General features: G+C 64.5%; 25 protein-coding genes and 1 pseudogene. 21 read left to right on the forward strand and 5 right to left on the reverse strand.

What is annotated here, in order from left to right; translation table 11 throughout:
• Positions 1-8 precede the first annotated feature (8 nt).
• The 12 genes from rpmD to AC0L3J_RS20440 all read left to right on the forward strand — a co-directional run bounded on the left by rpmD (position 9) and on the right by AC0L3J_RS20440 (position 9,702).
• Entirely contained in the window at positions 9-215 is a 207-nt protein-coding gene (gene rpmD, locus AC0L3J_RS20385) for a 50S ribosomal protein L30 (protein WP_007603038.1), read from the forward strand.
• 73 nt (positions 216-288) lie between these two features.
• Positions 289-774 carry a 50S ribosomal protein L15 gene (gene rplO, locus AC0L3J_RS20390; RefSeq protein WP_007611602.1) on the forward strand — a complete coding sequence of 162 codons (486 nt, stop codon included), beginning with the start codon at positions 289-291 and terminating at the stop codon, positions 772-774.
• A 152-nt stretch (positions 775-926) separates the two neighbouring features.
• Complete coding sequence (gene secY, locus AC0L3J_RS20395; RefSeq protein WP_027518585.1) at positions 927-2,258, forward strand: preprotein translocase subunit SecY; 1,332 nt, start codon at positions 927-929, stop codon at positions 2,256-2,258.
• A 274-nt stretch (positions 2,259-2,532) separates the two neighbouring features.
• On the forward strand, positions 2,533-3,438 hold the full coding sequence (locus AC0L3J_RS20400; protein ID WP_473348177.1) for an adenylate kinase: 906 nt from the start codon (positions 2,533-2,535) through the stop codon (positions 3,436-3,438).
• 187 nt (positions 3,439-3,625) lie between these two features.
• Positions 3,626-3,994: a 30S ribosomal protein S13 gene (gene rpsM, locus AC0L3J_RS20405; RefSeq protein WP_007611599.1), complete on the forward strand. Its 369-nt coding sequence runs from the start codon at positions 3,626-3,628 to the stop codon at positions 3,992-3,994.
• A gap of 121 nt (positions 3,995-4,115) precedes the next feature.
• Positions 4,116-4,505 carry a 30S ribosomal protein S11 gene (gene rpsK / locus AC0L3J_RS20410; protein WP_007603045.1) on the forward strand — a complete coding sequence of 130 codons (390 nt, stop codon included), beginning with the start codon at positions 4,116-4,118 and terminating at the stop codon, positions 4,503-4,505.
• Positions 4,506-4,614: 109 nt separating this feature from the next.
• A complete protein-coding gene (locus AC0L3J_RS20415) occupies positions 4,615-5,646 on the forward strand; it encodes a DNA-directed RNA polymerase subunit alpha (RefSeq protein ID WP_007603046.1) in 1,032 nt (343 codons plus the stop codon).
• A gap of 120 nt (positions 5,647-5,766) precedes the next feature.
• On the forward strand, positions 5,767-6,183 hold the full coding sequence (gene rplQ, locus AC0L3J_RS20420; protein ID WP_456769435.1) for a 50S ribosomal protein L17: 417 nt from the start codon (positions 5,767-5,769) through the stop codon (positions 6,181-6,183).
• Positions 6,184-6,302: 119 nt separating this feature from the next.
• Complete coding sequence (locus AC0L3J_RS20425) at positions 6,303-7,142, forward strand: c-type cytochrome (protein WP_473348178.1); 840 nt, start codon at positions 6,303-6,305, stop codon at positions 7,140-7,142.
• 80 nt (positions 7,143-7,222) lie between these two features.
• Positions 7,223-8,011, forward strand: coding sequence for an SDR family NAD(P)-dependent oxidoreductase (locus AC0L3J_RS20430; protein WP_473348179.1), 789 nt, complete (start codon positions 7,223-7,225; stop codon positions 8,009-8,011).
• Between the two features lie 9 nt (positions 8,012-8,020).
• A complete protein-coding gene (locus AC0L3J_RS20435; RefSeq protein WP_473348180.1) occupies positions 8,021-8,317 on the forward strand; it encodes a DUF1330 domain-containing protein in 297 nt (98 codons plus the stop codon).
• A 56-nt stretch (positions 8,318-8,373) separates the two neighbouring features.
• The gene (locus tag AC0L3J_RS20440; protein WP_473348227.1) at positions 8,374-9,702 is read left to right on the forward strand and encodes a chloride channel protein; all 1,329 of its coding nucleotides are present in this window, start codon (positions 8,374-8,376) and stop codon (positions 9,700-9,702) included.
• Positions 9,703-9,705: 3 nt separating this feature from the next.
• Here AC0L3J_RS20440 and AC0L3J_RS20445 read toward each other — a convergent pair whose 3' ends face one another.
• Together AC0L3J_RS20445 and AC0L3J_RS20450 are read right to left on the reverse strand one after the other, a co-directional pair.
• The gene (locus tag AC0L3J_RS20445) at positions 9,706-10,719 is read right to left on the reverse strand and encodes a zinc-binding alcohol dehydrogenase family protein (RefSeq protein ID WP_473348181.1); all 1,014 of its coding nucleotides are present in this window, start codon (positions 10,717-10,719) and stop codon (positions 9,706-9,708) included.
• An 80-nt stretch (positions 10,720-10,799) separates the two neighbouring features.
• A complete protein-coding gene (locus AC0L3J_RS20450; protein ID WP_473348182.1) occupies positions 10,800-12,413 on the reverse strand; it encodes an OprO/OprP family phosphate-selective porin in 1,614 nt (537 codons plus the stop codon).
• Positions 12,414-12,725: 312 nt separating this feature from the next.
• Here AC0L3J_RS20450 and AC0L3J_RS20455 point away from each other — a divergent pair, with 312 nt between their 5' ends.
• From AC0L3J_RS20455 to AC0L3J_RS20470, 4 genes are all read left to right on the forward strand, one after another.
• The gene (locus AC0L3J_RS20455) at positions 12,726-14,132 is read left to right on the forward strand and encodes a DegQ family serine endoprotease (RefSeq protein WP_027567482.1); all 1,407 of its coding nucleotides are present in this window, start codon (positions 12,726-12,728) and stop codon (positions 14,130-14,132) included.
• Positions 14,129-15,463 carry a replication-associated recombination protein A gene (locus tag AC0L3J_RS20460; RefSeq protein ID WP_027518575.1) on the forward strand — a complete coding sequence of 445 codons (1,335 nt, stop codon included), beginning with the start codon at positions 14,129-14,131 and terminating at the stop codon, positions 15,461-15,463. Before AC0L3J_RS20455 ends, AC0L3J_RS20460 begins: the two co-directional genes overlap by 4 nt.
• Positions 15,464-15,541: 78 nt before the next feature.
• The gene (locus AC0L3J_RS20465) at positions 15,542-15,859 is read left to right on the forward strand and encodes a HigA family addiction module antitoxin (protein ID WP_473348183.1); all 318 of its coding nucleotides are present in this window, start codon (positions 15,542-15,544) and stop codon (positions 15,857-15,859) included.
• Positions 15,856-17,073 (forward strand): RluA family pseudouridine synthase, encoded by a 1,218-nt coding sequence (locus AC0L3J_RS20470; RefSeq protein WP_473348184.1) that lies wholly within the window; start codon positions 15,856-15,858, stop codon positions 17,071-17,073. Before AC0L3J_RS20465 ends, AC0L3J_RS20470 begins: the two co-directional genes overlap by 4 nt.
• Before the next feature lie 552 nt (positions 17,074-17,625).
• Here AC0L3J_RS20470 and AC0L3J_RS20475 read toward each other — a convergent pair.
• A complete protein-coding gene (locus AC0L3J_RS20475; RefSeq protein ID WP_473348185.1) occupies positions 17,626-18,072 on the reverse strand; it encodes a hypothetical protein in 447 nt (148 codons plus the stop codon).
• A gap of 73 nt (positions 18,073-18,145) precedes the next feature.
• Here AC0L3J_RS20475 and AC0L3J_RS20480 point away from each other — a divergent pair, with 73 nt between their 5' ends.
• The 5 genes from AC0L3J_RS20480 to AC0L3J_RS20500 all read left to right on the forward strand — a co-directional run bounded on the left by AC0L3J_RS20480 (position 18,146) and on the right by AC0L3J_RS20500 (position 22,462).
• Positions 18,146-18,940 carry an ATP12 family chaperone protein gene (locus AC0L3J_RS20480; protein ID WP_473348186.1) on the forward strand — a complete coding sequence of 265 codons (795 nt, stop codon included), beginning with the start codon at positions 18,146-18,148 and terminating at the stop codon, positions 18,938-18,940.
• Positions 18,941-18,994: 54 nt separating this feature from the next.
• On the forward strand, positions 18,995-20,599 hold the full coding sequence (gene fliK / locus AC0L3J_RS20485) for a flagellar hook-length control protein FliK (RefSeq protein WP_473348187.1): 1,605 nt from the start codon (positions 18,995-18,997) through the stop codon (positions 20,597-20,599).
• Entirely contained in the window at positions 20,596-20,856 is a 261-nt protein-coding gene (locus tag AC0L3J_RS20490) for an EscU/YscU/HrcU family type III secretion system export apparatus switch protein (RefSeq protein ID WP_473348188.1), read from the forward strand. Before fliK ends, AC0L3J_RS20490 begins: the two co-directional genes overlap by 4 nt.
• 68 nt (positions 20,857-20,924) lie before the next feature.
• Entirely contained in the window at positions 20,925-21,743 is an 819-nt protein-coding gene (blaOXA, locus tag AC0L3J_RS20495; RefSeq protein ID WP_473348189.1) for a class D beta-lactamase, read from the forward strand.
• 62 nt (positions 21,744-21,805) lie between these two features.
• On the forward strand, positions 21,806-22,462 hold the full coding sequence (locus AC0L3J_RS20500; RefSeq protein WP_473348190.1) for a carboxymuconolactone decarboxylase family protein: 657 nt from the start codon (positions 21,806-21,808) through the stop codon (positions 22,460-22,462).
• Positions 22,463-22,600: 138 nt separating this feature from the next.
• Here the strand turns inward: AC0L3J_RS20500 and AC0L3J_RS20505 are convergent.
• Together AC0L3J_RS20505 and AC0L3J_RS20510 are read right to left on the reverse strand one after the other, a co-directional pair.
• A pseudogene (locus AC0L3J_RS20505) lies at positions 22,601-22,708 on the reverse strand (dienelactone hydrolase family protein); the annotation flags it as partial.
• Between the two features lie 153 nt (positions 22,709-22,861).
• Entirely contained in the window at positions 22,862-23,455 is a 594-nt protein-coding gene (locus AC0L3J_RS20510; protein ID WP_473348191.1) for a hypothetical protein, read from the reverse strand.
• Positions 23,456-23,511 lie beyond the last annotated feature (56 nt).

The raw sequence follows: 23,511 nt of genomic DNA on the forward strand, positions 1-23,511 counted from the left end.
AGACGCCCATGGCCAAGAGTGCCGTTACGACCGCGAAGACGATCAAGATCGAGCAGACCGGCAGCGCGATCCGCCGCCATCACTCGCAGCGCTCGACGCTGATCGGGCTCAAGCTCAACAAGATCGGCCGCACCAGCGAACTGCCGGACACCCCGGCGGTGCGCGGCATGATCTTGAAGGTTCACCATCTCGTTCGCATCGTCGACGAGAAGTAAGCAAAGGCGCACGATCCCGAAGCGGGGACCCGTTTTCGGTGAAGGTCATGCGCAAGAAACAAGGAGCAGGGCGATGAAGCTCAGCGATATCGCCGACAATGCCGGCTCGCGCAAGAAGCGTATGCGCGTCGGCCGCGGCATTGGTTCGGGCAAGGGCAAGCAGGCCGGCCGCGGTGGCAAGGGCCAGACCGCGCGTTCGGGCGTGCGCATCAAGGGTTTCGAAGGCGGCCAGATGCCCTTGCATCGCCGTCTGCCCAAGCGCGGCTTCAACAACATCTTCCGCATCGAGTTCGCCGAGATCAATCTCGACCGGCTCCAGGACGCGGTCGATGCCAAGAAGATCGACGCCGGCAGCGTCGTGAACGTCGAATCGCTGGTCAAGGCCGGCGTGCTGCGCCGCGCCAAGGGCGGCCTGCGGCTGCTCGGCCGCGGCGAGTTCAAGGCCAAGCTCAACATCGAAGTGCACGGCGCCTCGAAGACCGCGATCGCGGCAGTCGAGAAGGCCGGCGGCTCGGTGAAGATCCTCGCGCCTGCCAAGGAAGAAGGCGAGGCGGCGTAACAACTGCGTCATCGGCCCGCGGCTCGCGGGCCTTTACGCATGCGGGACGATGGACTTATCGAAGCCGTAGCCCCAGATAATGTCCGGTGTCCGGTATAATGTAGCCCGGCCGCGGGCATAACGGCGCAAAAGGCGGCGGGAGAAAGTCCAAGATGGCCTCTGCAGCGGAACAACTGGCAGCCAATCTCAATTTCGGTGCGTTTGCCAAGGCCGACGAACTGAAGAAGCGCATCTGGTTCACCCTGGGTGCGCTGCTCGTTTATCGGCTCGGGACCTACATCCCGCTGCCCGGCATCGATCCCAACATCTGGGAGCAGGTATTCCGCTCCCAGGCGGGCGGCATCCTCGGCATGTTCAACATGTTCGCCGGCGGCGGCATTCACCGCATGGCGATCTTTGCGCTGAACATCATGCCGTACATCTCGGCCTCCATCATCATCCAGCTCCTGACCACCGTCTCGCCGCAGCTCGAAGCGCTGAAGAAGGAAGGCGAGTCCGGCCGCAAGCTGCTGAACCAGTACACCCGCTATCTCACGGTGATCCTGGCCGCGTTCCAGTCCTACGGCATCGCGGTGGGCCTGGAAGGCGCCGGCAACGTCGTCAGCGACCCCGGCATGTTCTTCCGTCTGTCGACGGCGATCACGCTGACCGGCGGCACCATGTTCCTGATGTGGCTAGGGGAGCAGATCACCTCGCGCGGCATCGGCAACGGCATTTCCCTGATCATTCTCTCCGGCATCGTCGCCGAGCTGCCCGCGGCGCTCGCCAACATGCTCGAGCTCGGCCGTCAGGGTGCGATGTCGACCGGCCTGATTCTCGTCGTCATCGTCATGGCGGTGGCCGTGATCGCCTTCATCGTGTTCGTAGAGCGCGCCCAGCGCCGGCTCTTGATCCAGTATCCGAAGCGCCAGGTCGGCAACAAGATGTTCGAGGGGCAGTCCTCGCATCTGCCGCTCAAGCTCAACACCTCGGGCGTGATCCCGCCGATCTTCGCGTCCTCGTTGCTGCTGCTGCCGACCACAGTTGCGAACTTCAACGCGGGCAGCGGGCCGGAATGGTTCCAGTGGATCAACACCCAGCTCGGCCACGGCCGCCCGCTGTTCCTGATCATGTATCTGGCACTGATCGTGTTCTTCGCCTTCTTCTACACCGCGATCGTATTCAATCCGACCGAGACTGCGGACAATCTGAAGAAGCACGGCGGCTTCATTCCGGGTATCCGTCCGGGCGAGCGCACCGCGGAATATATCGACTACGTGCTGTCGCGCATTACCGTGCTCGGCGCGGTCTATCTGGCGATCGTCTGCTTGATTCCGGAGATCCTGATCTCCTACGCCTCGGTGCCGTTCTACTTTGGCGGCACGTCGCTGCTGATCGTCGTCAGCGTCACCATGGACACGGTGGCGCAGGTGCAGGGCTATCTGCTGGCGCATCAGTACGAAGGTCTGATCCGGAAGTCGAAGCTGCGCGGCCGGCGCCGTTAAGCGCGGCGTCCTCTCGGGTGGCGCAATTGCGCCGCCGATTCGCCGCGCGTGCAACGCGCGGCGCCTGCGGGAGCGGCCAGCCAGCCATCCGGTGGCATCGGCAGAGCCACTCGCACTGAAGCGCAATCACTGATCTCAAAGGCTTCTTGGCGTCCGGCCATTTGCTCCCCTATGATATGGGTAGCGGTGCGGCGCTGATTATGATTTGCACTGTAACTGGACTTCAAAACACAGGTGCGCGACGTATCGCGCGCCAATCGGGGGGCGTACGCCGATGAGAATTATACTTCTGGGGCCGCCGGGATCGGGCAAGGGCACCCAGGCGCAGCTGCTGGTGCAGCGCTATGGCATCGTCCAACTCTCGACCGGCGAGATGTTGCGTGCGGCGGTGGCGGCCGGAACGCCGGTCGGTCTCAAGGCCAAGGAGATCATGGCCAGCGGCGGTCTCGTGCCCGACGATGTCGTGGTCGGAATCATCTCCGATCGAATCGATCAGCCGGATGCCAAAAACGGTTTCATCCTCGACGGTTTCCCGCGCACCGTGCCGCAGGCCGAGGCGCTGGATGAGCTGCTCAAGCACAAGCACCTCAAGCTCGATGCCGTGATCGAGCTCCGCGTCAACGAGAGCGCGCTCCTGAATCGCGTCGAGACTCGCGTCGCCCAGATGCGCGAGCGCGGGGAGGAGGTCCGACTCGACGACACCCCGGAGGTCCTGACCAAGCGGTTAGCCAGCTACCGCAACCAGACGGAACCGCTGATTCACTACTATTCCGAGCGGCGGAAGCTCTCGACCATCGACGGCATGATGGCCATCGACGAGGTCACCCGCGCCATCCATCGCCTGCTCCTGGCGCTTGGGGCGGTCGAGCCCAAGACGCACGGCAAGACTCATGGTAAGGCCCCCGCCCGGCGCGCGGCCAAGGCGGCCCCGGCCAAAAAGGCCAAGGCGGCGAAGAAATCGGCCAAAAAGCCGCCGAAGGCGACCAAAAAGGCCGCCAAATCCAGGAAAGCGGCCGAGAAAGCCGTGAAGGGTCCCAAGAAGGCGGCCAAGAAAACCGTCAAGAAAACCGTCAAGAAGACCGTGAAGAAAAAGGCAGCCAAAAAGACCGCCAGGAAGGCTGTCAAGAAAGGTGCCAAAAAGGCCGCAAAAAAGGTCACGAAAAGGCGAGCTAAGCGCTAGCAGCGGTTGACGAAAGCCCCCTGAATCCCCTAATAAGCCCCGCATCCAAGTCGGATAGTTTCAAACGATGCCGGGCCCCAGGAAGACCAGGGGTGGGCGTCGTGTTCGCGTTTGTGAACACCTGCCCGAGAAACCAAGCACTTAAAGCGCGATTCCTGACGAGGGATCGGCGACAGGAGAGAAGGCCGTGGCCCGTATTGCCGGCGTGAACATCCCGACCAACAAGCGCGTGCTGATCGCGCTCCAGTACATCCATGGCATCGGTCAGAAGATCGCCGGTGAGATCATGGAGAAGGTCAAGATCCCAGACGATCGTCGGGTCAATCAGCTCAGCGACGCCGAAGTGCTTCAGATCCGCGAAGTGATCGACCGCGACTATCTCGTCGAAGGCGATTTGCGTCGTGAGGTCGGCATCAACATCAAGCGTCTGATGGATCTCGGCTGCTACCGCGGCCTACGCCATCGTCGCGGCCTGCCGGTGCGTGGCCAGCGTACCCACACCAATGCGCGTACGCGCAAGGGTCCGGCCAAGGCCATCGCCGGCAAGAAGAAGTAAGTTTTCGCATCCAATCACGGCGTGTGGCGAAAGGGATGACCCGTTCGCCACGCGCCTTTCGTTCCACAGGTGTAGCCGCTGGCATTACGGCGGCGTTTGAGATCTTCAGGAAAGGTAGTCTATGGGCAAGGAAGCCACCCGCGTTCGTCGTCGTGAGCGCAAGAACATCGCCTCCGGCGTCGCGCATGTGAACTCGTCGTTCAACAACACGACCATCACCATCACCGACGCGCAGGGCAACACGATCGCATGGTCCTCCGCCGGCACGATGGGCTTCAAGGGCTCGCGCAAGTCGACCCCGTATGCCGCACAGGTTGCCGCCGAGGACGTGTCGAAGAAGGCGCAGGAACACGGCATGCGCACGCTGGAAGTCGAAGTCGCCGGTCCCGGTTCGGGCCGCGAATCGGCGCTCCGGGCGCTCCAAGCTGCGGGCTTCACCGTCACCTCGATCCGCGACGTGACTACGATCCCGCACAACGGTTGCCGTCCCCGCAAGCGTCGGCGCGTTTGATACCATTGCGGGCGCATCGGCGCCCGCGATGACTTTTTGCAAAGCCGTGGAAATGATCTGCGGCCTTTCTCCAACGCCAGTGCCTGCAACAGCAGTCTGACTGGCCTGTATGGGTGAAACAGTGACGATCCAGAAAAATTGGCAAGAACTGATTCGGCCGAACAAGCTGCAGGTACAGCCCGGCAGCGATCCGACCCGTTTCGCGACCATCGTCGCCGAGCCGCTCGAGCGCGGCTTCGGCCAGACGCTCGGCAACGCGCTGCGCCGCATCCTGCTGTCCTCGCTCCAGGGCGCGGCGGTGCAGTCGGTGCACATCGACGGCGTGCTGCACGAGTTCTCCTCGATCGCGGGCGTCCGTGAGGACGTCACCGACATCGTGCTCAACATCAAGGACATCTCGATCAAGATGCAGGGCGAAGGCCCCAAGCGCATGGTCGTCAAGAAGTCCGGCCCGGGCGTCGTCACCGCTGGCGACATCCAGACCGTGGGCGACGTCGTCGTGCTCAATCCCGACCTGCAGATCTGCACGCTCGATGAGGGCGCCGAGATCCGCATGGAGTTCACGGTCGCAACCGGCAAGGGCTACGTGCCCGCCGAGCGCAACCGCCCCGAGGACGCGCCGATCGGCCTGATCCCGGTCGACAGCCTGTACTCGCCGGTCCGCAAGGTCTCCTACAAGGTCGAGAACACCCGCGAGGGCCAGATCCTCGACTACGACAAGCTGACCATGACGATCGAGACCAACGGCGCGCTGACGCCTGATGATTCCGTGGCCTACGCTGCGCGCATCCTGCAGGATCAGCTCAACGTGTTCGTCAACTTCGAAGAGCCGCGCAAGGAAGTCGCCCAGGAGATCATCCCGGACCTCGCCTTCAACCCGGCCTTCCTCAAGAAGGTGGACGAGCTCGAGCTGTCGGTGCGTTCGGCCAACTGCTTGAAGAACGACAACATCGTCTACATCGGCGACCTCGTGCAGAAGAGCGAAGCGGAAATGCTCCGCACTCCGAACTTCGGCCGCAAGTCGCTGAACGAGATCAAGGAAGTGCTGGCCCAGATGGGTCTGCACCTCGGCATGGAAGTGCCGGGCTGGCCGCCGGAGAACATCGACGAGCTCGCCAAGCGCTTCGAGGATCACTACTGATCTGAACGACGACAGGCTGAGGCGCGAATTCATCGCGCCTTAGCGGGCGAACGCAGGCAGCCCACCTGAGCAACTGTCCGACGAACCGTCGCGACGAATGCAATTCAAGGAATAGATAAAATGCGTCACGGCAAGGTTCATCGCAAGCTCAACCGCACCGCCGAGCATCGCCGCGCGATGTTCGCCAACATGTGCGCCGCGCTGATCAAGCACGAGCAGATCGTCACCACGCTGCCGAAGGCGAAGGAATTGCGTCCGATCGTCGAGAAGCTGATCACCCTCGGCAAGAAGGGCGGCCTGTCCATGCGTCGCCAGGCCATCTCCGAGATGCGCGACAAGGATCAGGTCAGGAAGCTGTTCGACACGCTCGCGCCCCGCTACAAGGATCGCCAGGGTGGCTACACCCGCATCATCAAGGCGGGCTTCCGTTACGGCGACAATGCGCCGATGGCCGTGATCGAGTTCGTCGATCGCGACGTTGATGCCAAGGGCCAGGACTCCGGTCCGGTGCAGGAAAAGGAAGCCGAGGCGGCGTAAGCCGACCGCGGAGAGTTTTCAGAAAGCGGCGCCTTCGGGCGCCGCTTTTTTGTATGGAGCGGCGGCATCTCATACCGCGCATCGTTTCGTTGAACGCGATTCCGGCCGGGGGGCTCTCGATGAGGATTGTGTCAGGGATTGCGCTGGCGCTGCTGATGTCGCCGGCCTCTGGCGAGACGCTGGTCGAGCGCGGCGCCTATCTCGTCAACAGCGTGATGGTTTGCCACAACTGCCACACGCCGCGAGGGCCGCAAGTGCTCGATCTCTCGCGCGCGCTCTCCGGGGGCAGCCAGGTATTTGACGAGCCCGCCTTCAAGGTCTCTGGCTCCAACATCACACCGGACAAGGACACCGGCATCGGCAACTGGACCGACGCCGAGCTGAAGCGGCTTCTCGTCAGCGGCGTCAGGCCGGACGGAACCAGGGTCGCGCCGATCATGCCGACCGCGTTCTACACCGTGCTCACGGCCCGCGATCTCGACGCGCTCGCAGCTTATTTGCGCTCAGTGCCGGCCGTACGCCACGAGACGCCGCCGCCGGAATACAGAAGCGCGCCGAAGCCGGAGACGCCGATCTACGCGGGCAAGCAGGCGAGCGAGGCTGAGCTTTCCGACAGGCTTGCGCGCGGCCGCTATCTCCTGACCATCGCCCATTGCCTGGAATGCCACACGCCGGACGGCCCGTCCGTCGTGCACGATTTCGCCGCAGCGAGCGGCAAGGGCGGCCGGACATTCAAGGGGCCGTGGGGCGAATCCGTCTCTCCCAACATCACCGCGGATTCAACCGCGGGCATCGGCGGGTGGAGCGACGACGAAATCAAACGTGCGATTACGCAAGGCATCGCGCGCGACGGCCATAAACTGAAGCCGCCGATGGCCTATGCTGCTTATGCCAGCATGACGGCTCAGGATCTCGATGCCATCGTCGCGTTTCTCAGGACGCTTCCGCCTCGCAACTAAATCCTCACGCGTCGGTGAGGGGCGATTGCACCCGCCCGCGCAGCGCACGATATCTCCGTCAGCTTCAATGGAGACATCGCATGAACATCGACCTTTCCGGAAAGACCGCCCTCGTCACCGGCTCGACCGCCGGCATCGGCCACGCCATCGCCAAGGGTCTTGCCGGCTCGGGTGCGAGCGTCGTGATCAACGGACGCGGCCAGGACAAGGTCGATGCGGCCGTGCGCAAGCTGGAAGGGGCGGGCGGAAAGGTCCGCGGCATCGCCGCCGACGTCTCGACCGCCGCCGGCTGCAAGGCATTGGCGGCGGCGCTGCCAGACGTCGACATCCTCATCAACAATGCCGGCATCTTCGAGCCGAAAGACTTCTTCGACATTCCGGACGAGGACTGGAGCCGCTTCTTCGAGGTCAACGTGATGAGCGGCGTGCGTCTCTCGCGCGCGTATATGAAGGGCATGCTCAAGCGTAACTGGGGCCGAATTGTCTTCATCTCCTCCGAGTCCGGCCTCAACATTCCCGTCGAGATGATCCACTACGGCATGAGCAAGACGGCCCAGCTCTCGGTCGCGCGCGGCCTGGCGCAGCTCACCCGCGGCACCGGCGTCACCGTCAATTCCGTGCTGCCAGGCCCGACCATGTCGGAAGGCGTCGAGACCTTCGTGAAGGATCTCGCCAAGCAGAACGGCCAGTCGCTGGATGAGGCCGCGGCCAATTTCGTCAAGCAGCATCGCCCAAGCTCGCTGCTCCAGCGCTTTGCCAGCGTCGACGAGATCGCCAACATGGTCGTCTATGTCGCCTCGAAGGAAGCGTCCGCGACCAACGGTGCGGCGCTGCGCGCGGAAGGCGGCATCGTCAACACGATTGCCTGAGGCCTGCGCATGTCGGCCTATGTGATCTCCGAGGTCGAGGTACGCGACAGAGCCGCGATGGAGGCCTATCGGACGCTGGCTGCCGCAACCATCGCGCAATATGGCGGCCGCTATCTCGTCCGCGGCGGCGCCGCCGAGGTGGTGGAGGGCGGCCCGCCGCCCAAGACCATCATCATCGTGGAGTTCCCATCGATGGCGCGGGCGCAGGAATGGTATGCCTCGGCCGAGTACGCCGAGGCGCTAAAGCTGCGGCAGACGGCATTGGAGCGACGGCTGATGTTCGTCGAGGGCGCGGTTCCAGTCTAGCTGGTCTGCTGGCTTGCCTCTTCAATTCGCGGCGGGACCGGCTAAACCTCGGCTTTATGCTCTGGCCCCTCTCGACCCGCCATAAACGCCTCTTCAGGCTGACATCCGCGCGATGGCAGCGGCGGGCAATCTTCGTGCTTGGTGGGATCGGGGTTGGCGCCGCGGCGGTGGCGCTGGCGCAACTCGCCGATCTCGCCCAGCACGCCTTTGCGCTGCTGTTGGCCCAGTCGCGCTACGCAGTGCTCGCGGTGACACCTCTCGGCTTCATGCTCTCGGCCTATCTGACCACCCGGCTGTTCCCGAACGCACAGGGCAGCGGCATTCCCCAGGCGATCGCCGCGCGGCATCTGACCGACCAGACGGCGCGCGAGAGCCTGGTCTCGATCCGGATCGCGATCGGAAAGGTGATCTTCACCTTGTTCGGCCTGCTGTGCGGCGGCTCCGTCGGCCGGGAAGGACCGAGCGTTCAAGTCGGCGCTTCGATCATGTTCGCGCTCGGACGCGTCTCGCCACGCCGTCAGCCCGGATTGATCCTGGCCGGCGCGGCCGCCGGCGTCGCGGCCGCCTTCAACACGCCGTTGGCAGGGATCGTCTTCGGCATCGAGGAGATGAGCCGTGCTTTCGAGACACGTACCAGCAGTCTCATCATCGCGGCGGTGATCGCGGCCGGCCTGACCTCGCTCGCGCTGATGGGCAATTACGCCTATTTCGGCAGCAGTGCGACGGCGCTGGCTCCTGGTGCCGACTGGCTAGCGGTTCCGGTGTGCGGCGTGGTTGGTGGTTTGGCCGGCGGCGTCTTCAGCCGCATCGTCATTGTTATGGCGCGCGGCTTCGCCCACCCGCTCGGGCGCACGGTCAAGGGCCACCCTTTGTGGTTCGCACTCGCGTGCGGATTGGCGGTCGCGATCTGCGGCCTTGTCTCCGGCGATACGATCTATGGCACAGGCTACCAGCAGGTAAAGACGGCCCTGGAGCAGGGCGCACCGCTGCCGCAGGACTTCGGCATCCTCAAGCTTCTCGCCACCACCTTCGCGGCGATCAGTGGCATACCCGGCGGAATTTTTTCGCCGTCACTCGCCGTTGGAGCCGGCCTCGGCAGCAATATCGCGTCCTTCTTCCACGACGCTCCGCTCGGCGCGATCATGTTGCTCGGCATGGTGTCGTATTTTGCAGGTGTGGTGCAGGCGCCGATCACCGCCTTCGTCATCGTGACTGAGATGACCGACAATCACGCCATGGTGGTGCCGTTAATGGCCGCCGCCCTGATTGCACATGCCACCTCACGGCTGATCTGCGAGGAAGGGATCTACCACGCGCTCGCCAAGGGCTTTATCGAGCGGGCGACGCGTCCGCCGGAGACGAAAGCGGCGCCCGCTTCGAGCTGAGACCTACCACCCCTCCAGCACGATCTTGCCGCGCGACTTGCCGCTCTCGAGCAGCGCGTGGGCGCGTTTAAGATTAGCCGCGTTGATCGTGCCAAAGGTCTGGTCGAGCGTGGTACGCAAGACACCCTTGTCGATGAGGTCGGCGACGTCGTTGAGCAGATGATGCTGCGCGATCATGTCGGCGGTCTGGAACGAGGAGCGCGTGAACATCGATTCCCAGTGCACCGAGATGGCCTTGCCCTTGAATGCGCTCACAGTGAATTCCGGGGGATCGTCGATCAGGCCGAACTTGCCCTGCGGCGCCATCAAATCGGCGATGCTCTTGTAGTGTTGGTCGGTGAAGGTGAGGCTCGCCACCAGCGCGACGGGCGGCAGCTTCAGCTTCTCGATCTGCTCCTTCATCGGCTTACCGTGGTCGATCACCGCATGCGCGCCGAGATCGAGGCACCATTTTTGCGATTCCGGCCGCGTCGCGGTCGCGACCACCGTGAGGCCGGTGAGACGGCGGGCGAGCTGGATCAGGATCGAGCCGACACCGCCGGCGCCGCCCGTGATCAAGAGCGTGCGCGGATCGACGCTCTTGCCGGGCACCGCACCCAGCCGGTCGAACAGCAGCTCCCAGGCGGTGATGGAGGTGAGGGGAAGGGCGGCGGCCTGCGCGAACGACAGGCTCTTCGGCTTGTTGCCGACGATACGCTCGTCAACCAGATGGAATTCGGAATTGGTTCCCTGACGCAGGATCGAGCCGGCGTAAAACACCTCGTCGCCCGGCTTGAACAGCGTGACGTCGGGACCGACGGCGTCGACCACGCCGGCCGCGTCATAGCCCAGAATCTTGGTCTCGCCCTCGGGTGGAGCGGCGCGCTTGCGCACCTTGTAATCGACCGGATTGGCCGAGATCGCCTTCACGGCGACGCGGATGTCGCGGCCGCCGGGCTCGGGCTTTGCGGTCTCGAAATTGATCAGCGCGTCCTGATCCTCGATCGGAAGCGATTTCTTGTAGCCGACGGCCTTCATGGCTTGTCTCCTTCAGATAGCGTTGCAGATGCCGGGTCCCGGGTTCGCGTTTTCGCGCGCCCCGAGACGACAGGCGAGAGCTAGAACGCGAACTGCGTCCGCATCGCGACCGCATCGAACTTCGAGCCGACATCGGCGGTCGAGACCGGCGAGGCCTGCCTCGACACCGTGCCATGCAGATAGTCCAGCATGAAACGGACGTTGCCGTTGACATACCAGTTCAGCGCCGCCGTGTAGACGGTCTGCCGGCCGCCTGCGATACCGGTGGCGGTCCCGAGCTGATCGTTGAGGTCGATCGTGGAGAAGCGTCCCGCGACCTCCCACGCGCCCCAGCCGCCGCCCTCGAGCGAGAATGGGTGCGCCGGCTTGACGCCGCCATAGGCCGCATTCGCCGCATTATAGCTGCGACCCTCGCCAGTCAGCACGTAGCCGGCCTGGGCGTAGCCGCCCTGGAATTTGAGGCTTGGCGCTCCCAGCGGCGGCAGGCCGGTATTGGCGCTGCGATCGATGTTGTACCAGAAATACTCGCCTTGCAGGATCAGCGGTCCATAGGTGGCGGCCGCTTCGACGCTGTAGACCTGCGCGCCGGAGGCATTGGCGATCGCGCCGGTCGTAGCCAGCGCCGTGGGATCGATGCGCAGTTCCGGACGATCGCTCAGCGTCACCGTCTGTGCACCCGTCACCAGATTGCGCGTCGGCTGGATCAGCCATTCGGCATTGCCGCCGAGATGGACTGAGTAGTCTTTGCCGCTGACGACCTGGCCGGCGACACGCGCGACCGCGCCGTATTGTTCCGTGGTGCCGTTCGGCGCAACGCTCGACGCTGAGTGGATCGCACCGGTGGCGGGACCGGTGACATACGCGCCAGCCCAGAACACGTCGTTGTACCAGCGTGTGCCGACCGCCGAACGGAAGTCGCCCGCAGCGATGCTCGTGGCGACGATCCCCGCCGAGGCGCGTTCCATGAACATGATTTCGTTGGAGCTCGTGGCCTCATCGAGGGTGTAGGGCAGGTCCATGATGCCGCCTTCGATGGCCATCTTGCCGCCGAACGGTTTCAGGCCGGTATAGCTGAGATAGGCGTTCTCGACGCCAGAGACGCCGCCGCCGGGCAGCGAACCCGGAGCTGTGCCGCCAAACCCGTCGGAGGAGCCGCCGAAGTCGTAGACCAGCGCGAAATTCCAGTCGTGGAAGAACTTGCCGGCGACACCGATGCGCGCGCGCCGGACGTTCTCGCCGCTGTCGAGCTTTTGCGGCACGGTTGCCGCCGTGTTGGGCCGATAGTCATAGCCGCCGACGTCCCAATGCACGCGGCTTGTGATCCCGACGCAGTTAGCCCCATCGGCAGTGCAGATGGTGGGCCGGTTGTTCGGCATTGTCACGACGACGCCGGATGCGGGCGCCGGTCCCTTGAGCGGGATCGCCGCGTTGGCATTGGGGACGACGGCCTTCGCTTCGGACCGCGCTTCGGCTTTCGCCTCCGCCTTTGCCTCAAGCCTGGCCTTCGCCGTGGCCGCGGTATTCGCGGCGGTCTGGCTCTGGAGCTTATCGAGCTTCTGCTCCAGCATCTTCAGCTGCTGCTTCAGGAGCGCGATCTCCTGGTCGCTGCTGCTCGCCGACTGGGCCTGGGCCTGCGAGGCTGCCAGTGCGGCGGCGAGACCAATCGCGGTGGCTGCAATTCTTGTCCTGCTCACGTCATGACTCCATCGTTTGACGAACTTCCCCAAGTCGCTGGCGGAGAGCCTAGGTGTGATCGATGACTACCCCGCGACGCTGCGGCCGGTTGCGCGGTTCCCACTGGTGTAAATTCGCCGCAACCGAATCCGCCTTGCACCACCATGCAAGATGACGCACATCATGCCAATCGGCAGGCCCGGCAAATTGCCATTTCGCACGCGGAGCTTGCAGACCGGACACACCAAAAAGGGGGCCGAATAGGCCGCCCGGCGCCCTTCTATTGGGGGGCGAACGCGCCTATATTCCGGCGTCTTTTCCAAGAGGTAGGAATGTTTCGATCGACCTGGACCGCCGTCGTCACGGCACTGTGCATAGCCTTTTCGGCCAACTTCAATCCGGCCGCCGCGCAGGACCGCCGTGTGCCGTCCTCGCCCGCCGAGCTGCGGCTGTCCTACGCGCCGATCGTGCAGCGGGTGCAGCCGGCGGTCGTCAACGTCTATGCCGCCAAGGTGGTGCAGAACCGCAACCCGCTGCTCGACGACCCCATATTCCGCCGCTTCTTCGGCGTGCCCGGCCAGCAGCAGGAGCAGGTGCAGCGCTCGCTCGGTTCGGGCGTGATCGTCGATGCCTCCGGGCTCGTTGTCACCAACGTCCACGTCATCGAAGGCGCCGACCAGGTCAAGGTGTCGCTGTCGGACAAACGTGAGTTCGAGGCCGAGATCGTGCTGAAGGACTCTCGCAGCGATCTGGCCGTGCTGCGTTTGAAGGACACCAAGGAGAAGTTTCCGGCCCTCGAATTCACCAATTCGGACGAACTGCTGGTAGGCGACGTCGTGATGGCGATCGGCAATCCTTTCGGCGTCGGCCAGACCGTGACTCACGGCATCATCTCGGCCTTGGCGCGCACGCAGGTCGGTATCACCGACTACCAGTTCTTCATCCAGACCGACGCGGCGATCAATCCTGGTAACTCCGGCGGCGCGTTGGTCGACATGAATGGCAGGCTCGCGGGCATCAACACCGCGATCTATTCGCGCTCCGGCGGCTCGCAGGGCATCGGCTTCGCGATCCCCGCCAACATGGTGCGCGTCGTCGTCGCCTCCGCCAAGGGTGGCGGCAAGGCGGTCAAGCGGCCCTGGCTCGGCGCGAAGTTGCAGGCGGTGACGCCGGAGATCGCCGAGAGTCTCGGCCTGCGTTCGCCGACCGGTGCGCTGGTCGCAAGCGTCGTTCCGAACGGACCGGCGGCCAAGGCCGGGCTGAAATCCTCCGACCTGATCGTCTCGATCGACGGCCAGACCGTGGATGATCCCAACGCCTTCGACTATCGCTTCGCCACACGGCCGCTCGGCGGCACGGCGCAGATCGACGTGCAGCGCGGCGGCAAGCCGGTCAAGCTGACTGTGGCGCTGGACGCCGCGCCCGATGCCGGCCGCAACGAGCTCGTCATCACCGCGCGCTCGCCTCTCCAGGGCGCGAAGGTCTCGACCATCACCCCGGCGCTCGCCGATGAGCTGCATCTGGACGCCGATACCGAAGGCGTCGTGGTCACCGATCTCGGCGGCGACAGCGCGGCCGCGAATGTCGGCTTCCAGAAGGGCGATGTCATCCTGGCCGTCAACAACCAAAAGATCAGCAAGACCAGCGATCTCGAAAAGGCGGCGGCCGAGCGCCAGCGCATCTGGCGCATCACGCTGGTGCGCGGCGGCCAGCAAATCAACGTCACGCTGGGCGGATGAGTCCGAAGCGACCACAGGAGACGCCAACTCTCTTCGCCGCGGCGGGGCTTGATCACGAGGCTCCGCATCCGCTGCCCGATCGGCTGCGGCCGCGCGCGCTCTCGGAGGTCGTCGGCCAGGATCACATCCTGGGTCCCGACGGCGCGCTGACGCGCATGCTGGAGACGCGCACGCTGGGCTCGCTGGTGTTCTGGGGCCCGCCCGGCACCGGCAAGACCACGGTGGCGCGGCTGCTCGCGGACGCCACTGATCTGCATTTCGAGCAGATCTCTGCGGTGTTCTCAGGGGTCGCCGATTTGAAGAAGGCCTTTGAGGCCGCGCGTGCACGCCGCGAGATGGGCAAGGGCACGCTGCTGTTCGTCGACGAGGTGCATCGCTTCAACCGCGCCCAGCAGGATTCGTTTCTGCCCGTCATGGAAGACGGCACGGTGGTGATGGTCGGCGCCACCACCGAAAACCCCTCCTTCGAGCTCAACGCGGCGCTTCTGTCCCGGGCGCGCGTGCTGGTGTTTCGCTCGCTCGACGCGGCCGCGATCGAAAAGCTGTTTGCGCATGCCGAGGAGGTCGAGGGCCGCAAGCTGCCGCTCGACGAGGAAGCGCGCGCCGTGCTGGTGCGCATGGCCGATGGCGACGGCCGCGCGTCGCTGACGCTCGTCGAGGAAGTCTGGCGCGCCGCGCGCAAGGACGAGATTTTCGACGCCGCGCAGTTGCAGGAGATATTGCAGCGCCGCGCGCCGATCTACGACAAGTCGGCCGACGGCCATTACAATTTGATCTCGGCGCTGCATAAGTCGGTGCGGGGCTCCGATCCCGATGCCGCGCTGTATTATCTCGCGCGCATGCTCGACGCCGGCGAGGACCCTCTGTTCCTGGCCCGCCGCGTCGTGCGCATGGCGGTCGAGGATATCGGCCTTGCCGATCCGCAGGCGCTGGTCATTGCTAACGCAGCCAAGGACACCTTCGACTTCCTCGGTCATCCCGAGGGCGAGCTCGCGATCGCGCAAGCCGTGGTCTATCTCGCCACCGCGCCGAAATCGAATGCCGTCTACACCGCCTTCGGCAAGGCGATGCAGGTCGCAAAGCAGGCCGGCTCGCTGCTGCCGCCGAAACATATCCTGAACTCGCCGACCAAGCTGATGAAGTCGGAAGGCTACGGTGCATCTTACGAATACGACCATGACGCCCCCGACGCCTTCTCCGGACAGGATTACTTCCCGGAAGCGCTGGGCCGCCAGACCTTCTACGACCCGCCCGACCGCGGGTTCGAGCGGGAGATCCGCAAGCGGCTGGATTATTGGGCGAAGTTGCGGAAGGAGCGGGGTGGGGCCTAATCCTTTCGGGCTTGCCGTAGGGTTCGATTTACGGTTTACGTAACGCGTAATTCACGCTAGTCCGGCCAAGAAATCGCCATGCCCCGCACGCCCATACATCCCGGTGAACACCTTGCCGAAGAACTGCGACAACTCGGCATCTCCGCCGCAGAACTCGCGCGTCAGGTCGAGGTACCCGTGAACCGGATCACAGGCATCATCAATGGACAGCGCGGCATCACGGCCGATACGGCGTTGCGTCTTGGTCACTGGTTCGACACCAGCCCGCAGTTCTGGATGAACCTGCAGCAGCAATATGAGCTGCGCCTCGCGGAAAAAGAGGTGGGGGCGCAGGTTGCGTCGCTGCCGCGCCGCGCGACGGCGCAGTCGACACCAAAGTTTGGAAAAACCGCATGAGCCGCCGCATCAAGAGAATGAACCCAAAACCCCGCGAGCGCGACGAGCGCAAGGAGGCGCGCCCGTTCAAGGCGCGCAGCGCGAAGACGGCTGGGTTGCGGCCGGGCGGCAAGCCGGGCACGAAGCCGCCGCGCTTTGCGAGCGAGCGCGTCGAGCGGCGCGCGCCCAAAGCCGAACCGGAAAAGGCTGCGCCGGCAGAGCCTCCCGTCGAGGCATTGCTGCCGACCAAGGTGCAGACCGTCAAGGTGACGGCCGACGAGAACAATATGCGCGTCGACCGCTTCCTTGAAGCGCACTTTCCCGGCCTGTCGTTCTCCCACATCCAGCGCGTCGTTCGTAAAGGCGAGCTGCGCGTCGACGGCAAGCGCGTCGACAGCAAGGACCGGCTGGAGGAGGGCCAGAGCGTCCGCATTCCGCCGCTGAAGCTCGACACGCCGAAGGCACCCAACCCGCAGTCGGAGGCGGTGCAAAAGACGCTTGCCGCGCTGAAGGAAATGACGATTTACGAGGACGACGACGTTCTCGTGCTGAACAAGCCGGCCGGACTTGCCGTGCAGGGCGGCTCGGGCATGACGCGACACATCGACCAGATGCTGGAGGTGATGCGCGATTCCAAGGGCCAGAAGCCGCGCCTCGTGCACCGCATCGACAGGGAGACTTCGGGCTGTCTCCTGGTCGCCAAGACCCGCTTTGCCGCCTCGCATCTCACCGGCGCATTCCGTTCGCGGTCGGCGCGAAAAACCTATTGGGCGCTGGTGCCGGGCCTACCGAAGCCGAAGCAGGGCCGCATCTCGACCTTCCTGGCGAAAGAGGAGAGCGAGGACGACACCATCATGCGCATCGCCCAGCATGGCGACGAGGGCGCAAGCCACGCTGTGACATACTATGCGGTTGTCGAAACCGCCGGCAACAAGCTGACCTGGGTGTCGCTGAAGCCGGTGACCGGGCGCACCCACCAGCTGCGCGCCCACATGGAACATATCGGCCACCCCATCGTCGGCGATCCCAAATATTTCAACATCGAGAACTGGCAATTGCCGGGCGGCCTGCAAAACCGGCTGCATCTGCTCGCGCGCCGTATCGTCATCCCGCATCCGCGCGGCGGCTTCATCGATGCCACCGCGCCGCTGCCGCAGCACATGCAGCAGTCTTGGAACCTGCTCGGGCTCGATGCGAGCCGGTTTGATCCGATCGAGAACGCGCCGGAAGAGTAGTTGAGTTTGTTATCGGCTCGCCACCTGGCGGGCCAGGTTCATTCTTATCAATTTACGAAACCGGTCAGACGCCACTGCGGGATTCTGACGACGAAACATCGCGACAATGTTGAATCCTAGAAAGAACGGGGTTGTGAGAATTCCTCTTGGAGACCACCATCCCATCAAGAGGCAGCACAACAAATCTCCCCTTTGCCGCTGACGGGCACAGGTCTGGCAAGCAACAAAAGAACTTGTTTGCCATGATGAATATACGAAGAAGGACTGTATCTTGTGGGACTCATAGATATCGACAGTACGGTTCTGACCGCAATTCGGGCACGGTCCCGCGTGCTCCTGCGCAATGATTGCATCCAACTTGTCGGAGGAAAACCCGTCGAGGCAGCTGAGCAATGCTTTCCCTCTTGAGTGACAAAGCCCGTTACAATAGCGATACGGCCCGTCCTTTATCGCCCAGCCTCTATAAGTCCCACTGCAATGGTCGCATGTAGCCATTGCTGCCTCCTGCAAATCCACGGCCGGCGAACGAAACGCCAGATCGGCTAGACTACCTCAATTCCGAAACTGCTCCAGAAACATCCGCAGGCTATCGTGCGGGCTCTCGACATCTGTGATCAACCAGCCCTCGGGCCCGCTGACCAGGATAAAGTTCAGAGTCACCGCCCGGCCGCGATTGTCGAAATTCGCCGCGACATAGGTCTTGTCGTATTGCCTGCGAATGACCGCGATCGCGACGGGGCCGAGCTTCCAACTCGGGCTCTGCACCAGGAAATCGTAGGGCGCGACCGGCGGCGCGGACCACACCTTGCGCAAGGAGGGGTCGAAGAATTGCCGGGCGGTGGCGGCATCCCGTGGTAGGCCGTTGGAGAGCTCCGGCGCGCCCTGGCCGTAATGGGCGTAGACGTTCCGGACGACCGATTCCGGAGTCCGAAAGCCGGCCTGCGCAGCGGCCAGCCAAAACCCGGCGAACAGAGCCAAAATGCCCGCAAGTTCCCTCATACCTGCCGCTCGCTTTATCGGTCGCCGCTCTTACCTTACAAGGCTAGCATTGAGTGATCAGGACCGGAACGAGATGCGCGAATTGTTCGATGAAGCTGCGGGGCGATCCCCGCTTGATCCGCAGGAATTGGTCCGCCAGGCCGCGCGCGTGCCGTTGCGCAAGCGCTTCTACAAGGAGGTGGGGGTGGCCGAGGCTGAGGGCGGTTTTGCCATCATGCTCGACGGCAAGGCGATCCGCACGCCGTCCGGCCGCCAGGTGATCATCCCTTCGCGCGCGCTGGCCGACGCAGTGGCTGCGGAGTGGGCGGATCAGGACGAGACGATCAAGCCCATGACCATGCCGCTGACGCGGATCGCCAACAGTGTGGTCGAGGGCGTCGTCGACCGCGTCGATCTCGTCACGGACGACCTTGCAAAATACCTCCAGTCCGATCTGCTGTTCTATCGCGCCGGCCATCCCGAGGGACTTGTCGCCCGCGAGGCCGCGCATTGGGACCCCGTGCTGTTCTGGGCGGCGGAGACGCTGGGGGCGCATTTCATCCTGTCCGAAGGCATCATGCACGTGACGCAGCCGGATGAGGCACTCCGAGCCGCGCGCGCCGCGCTGCCCCATGATGCCTGGTCGGTCGCCGCCCTCCACGTGATCACCACCCTGACCGGCTCGGCGCTGCTGGCGCTGGCGCTTGCCCATGGCGTGCGCGACGCCGACCAGGTCTGGGCGGCAGCCTATGTCGATGAGGACTGGAACGCCGAGAAATGGGGCGTGGACGAGGAAGCGGCCGGCCGCCGCGCCGCCCGCCTGCGGGATTTCGAGGCTGCGGTCGCGGTCCTGGCGGCGGTAAAGCCGCCCTCGGTCGGAGGTCCTTAACGAGAGGTTTACGACGCAGGCGTTAGGTTGGCCCGTGCTCCTGGGCCCCTCGCGATGCCGACGCCGATAAGCTCGATTCTTCCTGTCAGTGCCGCCAGCCCTGTTGCTGACGCGGCGACGCCCGATCTTGTGCTGCAGGCCGGCAGCGTGGTCGACGCCCGAGTCGTCAGCGTGCTCGCCGACAATCTGGTGCGGATCGCGATCGCCAACCTCTCGATGGATGTGATGTCCGAGGTGGCGCTGACACCAGGACAAAATCTTCAGCTTGCGGTGTCGCAAAACGGCGGCACCATCCGGCTCGCCGTCATGGGCGCGGCAGGCGAGGCGGCCGCCGATCAGGTCACACTGACGCCGGCCGCGGCCTCGCTGGTGGACAGCCCGCCGCTAGTGCCGTCAGCGGGCGCGGCCCGCAATGCCCTCACACCGACCGAGCAGGTCGCCGTCACAGAAGCCTCGGCCGAGGCCGTGACGAAGCAGGGCAGCCAGGCGCCGCTGTTCGCCAATCTGGCCGCGGTGGTCACCGGTAGCGATCTTCCGGCGGGGCTGAAGCAGGCGATGCTGGGCGTGCTGGCGCAGCAGACGCCGCTCAACACCGGCCTCGAAGGTGGCGACATCGAGTCCGCTTTCCAGAAGTCCGGACTGCTCCTCGAAGCCTCGCTCGCCGCAGGCGCGACTCCGTCCGCCGGCACGATGCCGGATTTGAAAGCCGCGCTGCTGGTGCTGCGGCAGACGCTGGCAACGCTCGATACGGCGCCACAGACGCAAGGTGCCACCCTTCCAGCTGGTACCGTGGCGACACCGCAAGTCGCTGCCGCGCAGACGCAGGCTGCACCGACCGCATTGCCCGCAACCGAACCCGAGATCGCCCAATCACCGCAAATGCCGCGCAGCGCCAATCTCGCGGCCGCTGTGCTGGCGGACATCGCTGGCGGTGCGCCGCAACCTGCGATGCCGCGAACCATATCTGCGGGCCTTGCTGCGAGCCTCCTGCAAGAGATCACACAAAACCTGCCGCGCATGATGGGGAACGTGCCGGGCTCGAACAAGGCTGTGCCCGACGGACATATTTTCGAAGCCGCCGCGCGCGCGACGCCACCGCCGATTCGCGGCGCGCTGCCGTCGTCGCAATCCATCGCCTCGCCGTCACTCGTACCGGATACGCCGCTCGCCGCGACCGTGCACCGCCTGCTCGACGATACCGATGCCGCGATCGCGCGCCAGACCTTGCTCCAGGTCGCTTCGCTCCCCGATCGCACTGACGCCAGCGGTCACAGGATCGATCCGACTGTGCCGCAGTGGAATTTCGAGATTCCGTTCGCAACGCCGCAGGGCACCGCAATGGCGCAGTTCGAGATCTCGCGCGACGGCGGCAATGAATCCGCCGATCCCGCCAGGCGCGCCTGGCGCGCGCGCTTCACACTCAATGTCGAGCCGGCCGGACCCGTGCACGCTTTGATTACGCTCAACGGTGACAAGACCTTCGTGCGGATGTGGGCGGAGCGGCCGACGACCGCACAGCAGCTCCGCGCCGGAATCGGCGAGCTCAACCAGGCCCTGACCAGGGCCGAACTCAAGCCCGGCGACATCCTGGTCCGCGATGGCACCCCGCCGCAGCCCGCACCAGCCCGCGCCGGCCACTTCCTGGATCGCGCCACATGAGCGACGCGTCGAAGCTTGCGATTGCGCTCCATTACGAGAAGGGCAGCAACGCGCCTGTCGTCGTGGCCAAGGGCAAGGGCACGATCGGTGAAAAAATCGTCGAGATCGCCAAGGCCAACGACATCCCGATCGAGGAGAACGAGATCCTGGCCGGTGCGCTCTCCAAGGTCGAACTCGGCGAGGAGATCCCACCCGACCTCTACAAGGCCGTCGCCGAAGTGCTGGTGTTCGTACTGCGGCTGTCGGGCAGGCGGTAGCTGTCATCGTTTCACCACGATAACGGCTTCATGGTCGGGTCCATTTTATCGTTCAACGGACATCGCTCTTGCTCACCCGCCGTTCGACTCTCGGTCTTCTCGCCGCAACCGCGATCCTGCCGTCGCGCGCACTCGCTCACGTCGCGCCGCCGCGAAATGAGATCCGTGACAGCCTGGCAAAGCGCTTCACCGACCTCGGCACATCAGGCACCTTCGTTGGCTACAAGGTCGAGGACTATCTGGTCGTCGCCAGCGACAAGGAACGTTCGGGCGAGGCGAAGCTGCCGGCTTCGACCTTCAAGATTCCGAACTCGCTGATCGCGCTCGAAACTGGCGTCGTCACTGACCCCGACAAGGACGTATTTCCCTGGGATGGCGTGAAGCGTCCGATCGAGGCCTGGAACAAGGATCACACGCTGCGCAGCGCGATTCTCGTGAGCGCGGTGCCGGTCTATCAGGAGATCGCGCGCCGGATCGGACAAGAGCGCATGCAGAAGTATGTCGATCTGTTCGACTACGGCAATCGCGACATCGGCGGCGGCATCGACCAGTTCTGGCTCACTGGCGCTTTGCGCATCGATCCGGTCGAGCAGGTCGATTTCGTCGACAGGCTGCGCCGCCGCGCGCTGCCGATCTCCAAACGCAGCCAGGATCTCGTCGCTGACATCCTGCCGGTAACCAAGGTCGGCGATAGCGTCATTCGCGCCAAGTCCGGGCTGCTTGGCGCCGAGCGCGGCGAGCCGTCACTTGGCTGGATGGTGGGCTGGGCCGAGAAGGGCGAAGCGCACACCGTGTTCGCGCTCAATATGGACTGCAAGGAGCCGCGTCTGGTCGGCGAGCGCATGCCCCTGACGCAAGCCTGCCTTGCCGAGATCGGCGCGATCTAGCGCTATCACGCTGGCGTTGCTCGACTAGCATCCCCCGGTCAAGAAAAACCGGGAGGGACAACATGAACTCAACGCCACTCTGGCTGTCGTCGTTGACGCTCGCCGCCGCAGGCGGCTGGCTCGCCGCCACGATGTTTGCCGGCCCCGCCACCAGCAAGGAGCCGCGCTTTCCGCAGCTCACCATGGACCAGCTCGACGCCAAGCAGAAACCGCTCGGCGAGCAGATCATGAAGGTCTCGAGCGTCGGCATCGGCGGTCCCTACAATCCGATGATCCGCAGCCCGGTGCTCGGGCAGCGCCTGTTCGACCTATTCCACTATCTGCGCTGGGAGACCTCGGTCCCGACCAAGCTCAACGAGTTCGCGATCCTGATCATCGGGCGGCAATGGCGCTCCCAGGTGGAGTGGTACGCCCATGCGCCGCTCGCGGCGAAGGCGGGGTTGTCGCCCGACATCATCGCGCAGCTCAAGGCCAATAAGCGGCCTGCGAACATGGCCGTGGACGAGGCCGTCGTGTACGACTTCGTCACCGAGCTCACCACGACCAGGAAGGTCGGCGACGAAACCTATGCGCGCGCGAAGAAGGTCTTCAACGACCAGCAGATTGTCGACCTCACCGCAGTCGCCGGCAATTACGTGATGGTCGCGATGCTGCTGGCAATGGCGGAGGAGACCGTGCCGCCGGACAAGCAGGAGCCGTTCAAGCCGGGCGAGCCGTAGCCTCCGTCATTGCGAGGAGCGAAGCGACGAAGCAATCCAGACTGCCTCGGCGGCGAGATTCTGGATTGCTTCGCTACGCTCGCAATGACGGAGTATGTCGCGCCGACGCCGGCTCTCAAGGCCAACTGCTTCCCAGCGCTACCCCAGCTTGAACAGCGCTTGCAAAAATCCCTCCACGGCCTTGCGCGACTCGGCGGCAGTCGTTGGATTACCGCCGACATGCGGATCGAGCTCGACGCAAGCGTCTAGCGCGACGGCAATTTGATGCGCGCGGATCGCTCCCGCGTCATGGTCGGGCTTGTCCCGGCCATCCACGACCTTTCTCATCCGCTTCAAGCACGTGGATGCCCGGGACAAGCCCGGGCATGACGCCCAATCGTGAATGTGATTGCGCGGGCCTCAGGTGGGACCGGCCTTCTTCACCGTCAGCGCCTGGTCGATCGCAAAACCGCCAATCTCGCTCATCGCCTGCGAGATGACGTCGCCCTTGCGGGCAAAGCCGGCGGAGAGGAAATCGAATTGGGTGCGCGCCAGCCGCAGCACCTCGATCGGCACGGAGATTGCGGTCTCGTTGAAGCTGTCGACCGAGGCGTGCAGCGTTTCCAGCTCGCTTGTGAGCTGGCCGATATGGCTCTCGGCGTGCTGCATCAGGCCGAGCAGCTTGCCGCGCTCGGCATCGAATGCCGCGCGCTCGGCCGCCGCGGCCGCGGTGACCTCGGCAAGCTGGCTGCGCAGCGCGTCAATTTGCTTGACCATGGCGTCGGACGCCATCTCACCGGCCTCCCGCAACTCGCTGTTGCGCGTGTTCTCTTCGTGCTCCCGGTGATAGAGGCGTTCCGCCGACATCGCCCGTTGCGCCAACGACTCGATCAGCGCGGCGGCGCGCAGCAGCATCTCGCCGTTCCGCCCCGACACCATGCTGGCCATGCGCCGCAGGAAGTCAGTGGTTTCGGACGACGAGTTCGGCGGCAGGGGAACGACCGTCGCGGACATGGGGTGATGCTTGCAGCCGGAAATGATGACCGCCGCCGTACCGACTGAGCTCACGC

The organism is Bradyrhizobium sp. Kon37 (assembly GCF_055807535.1).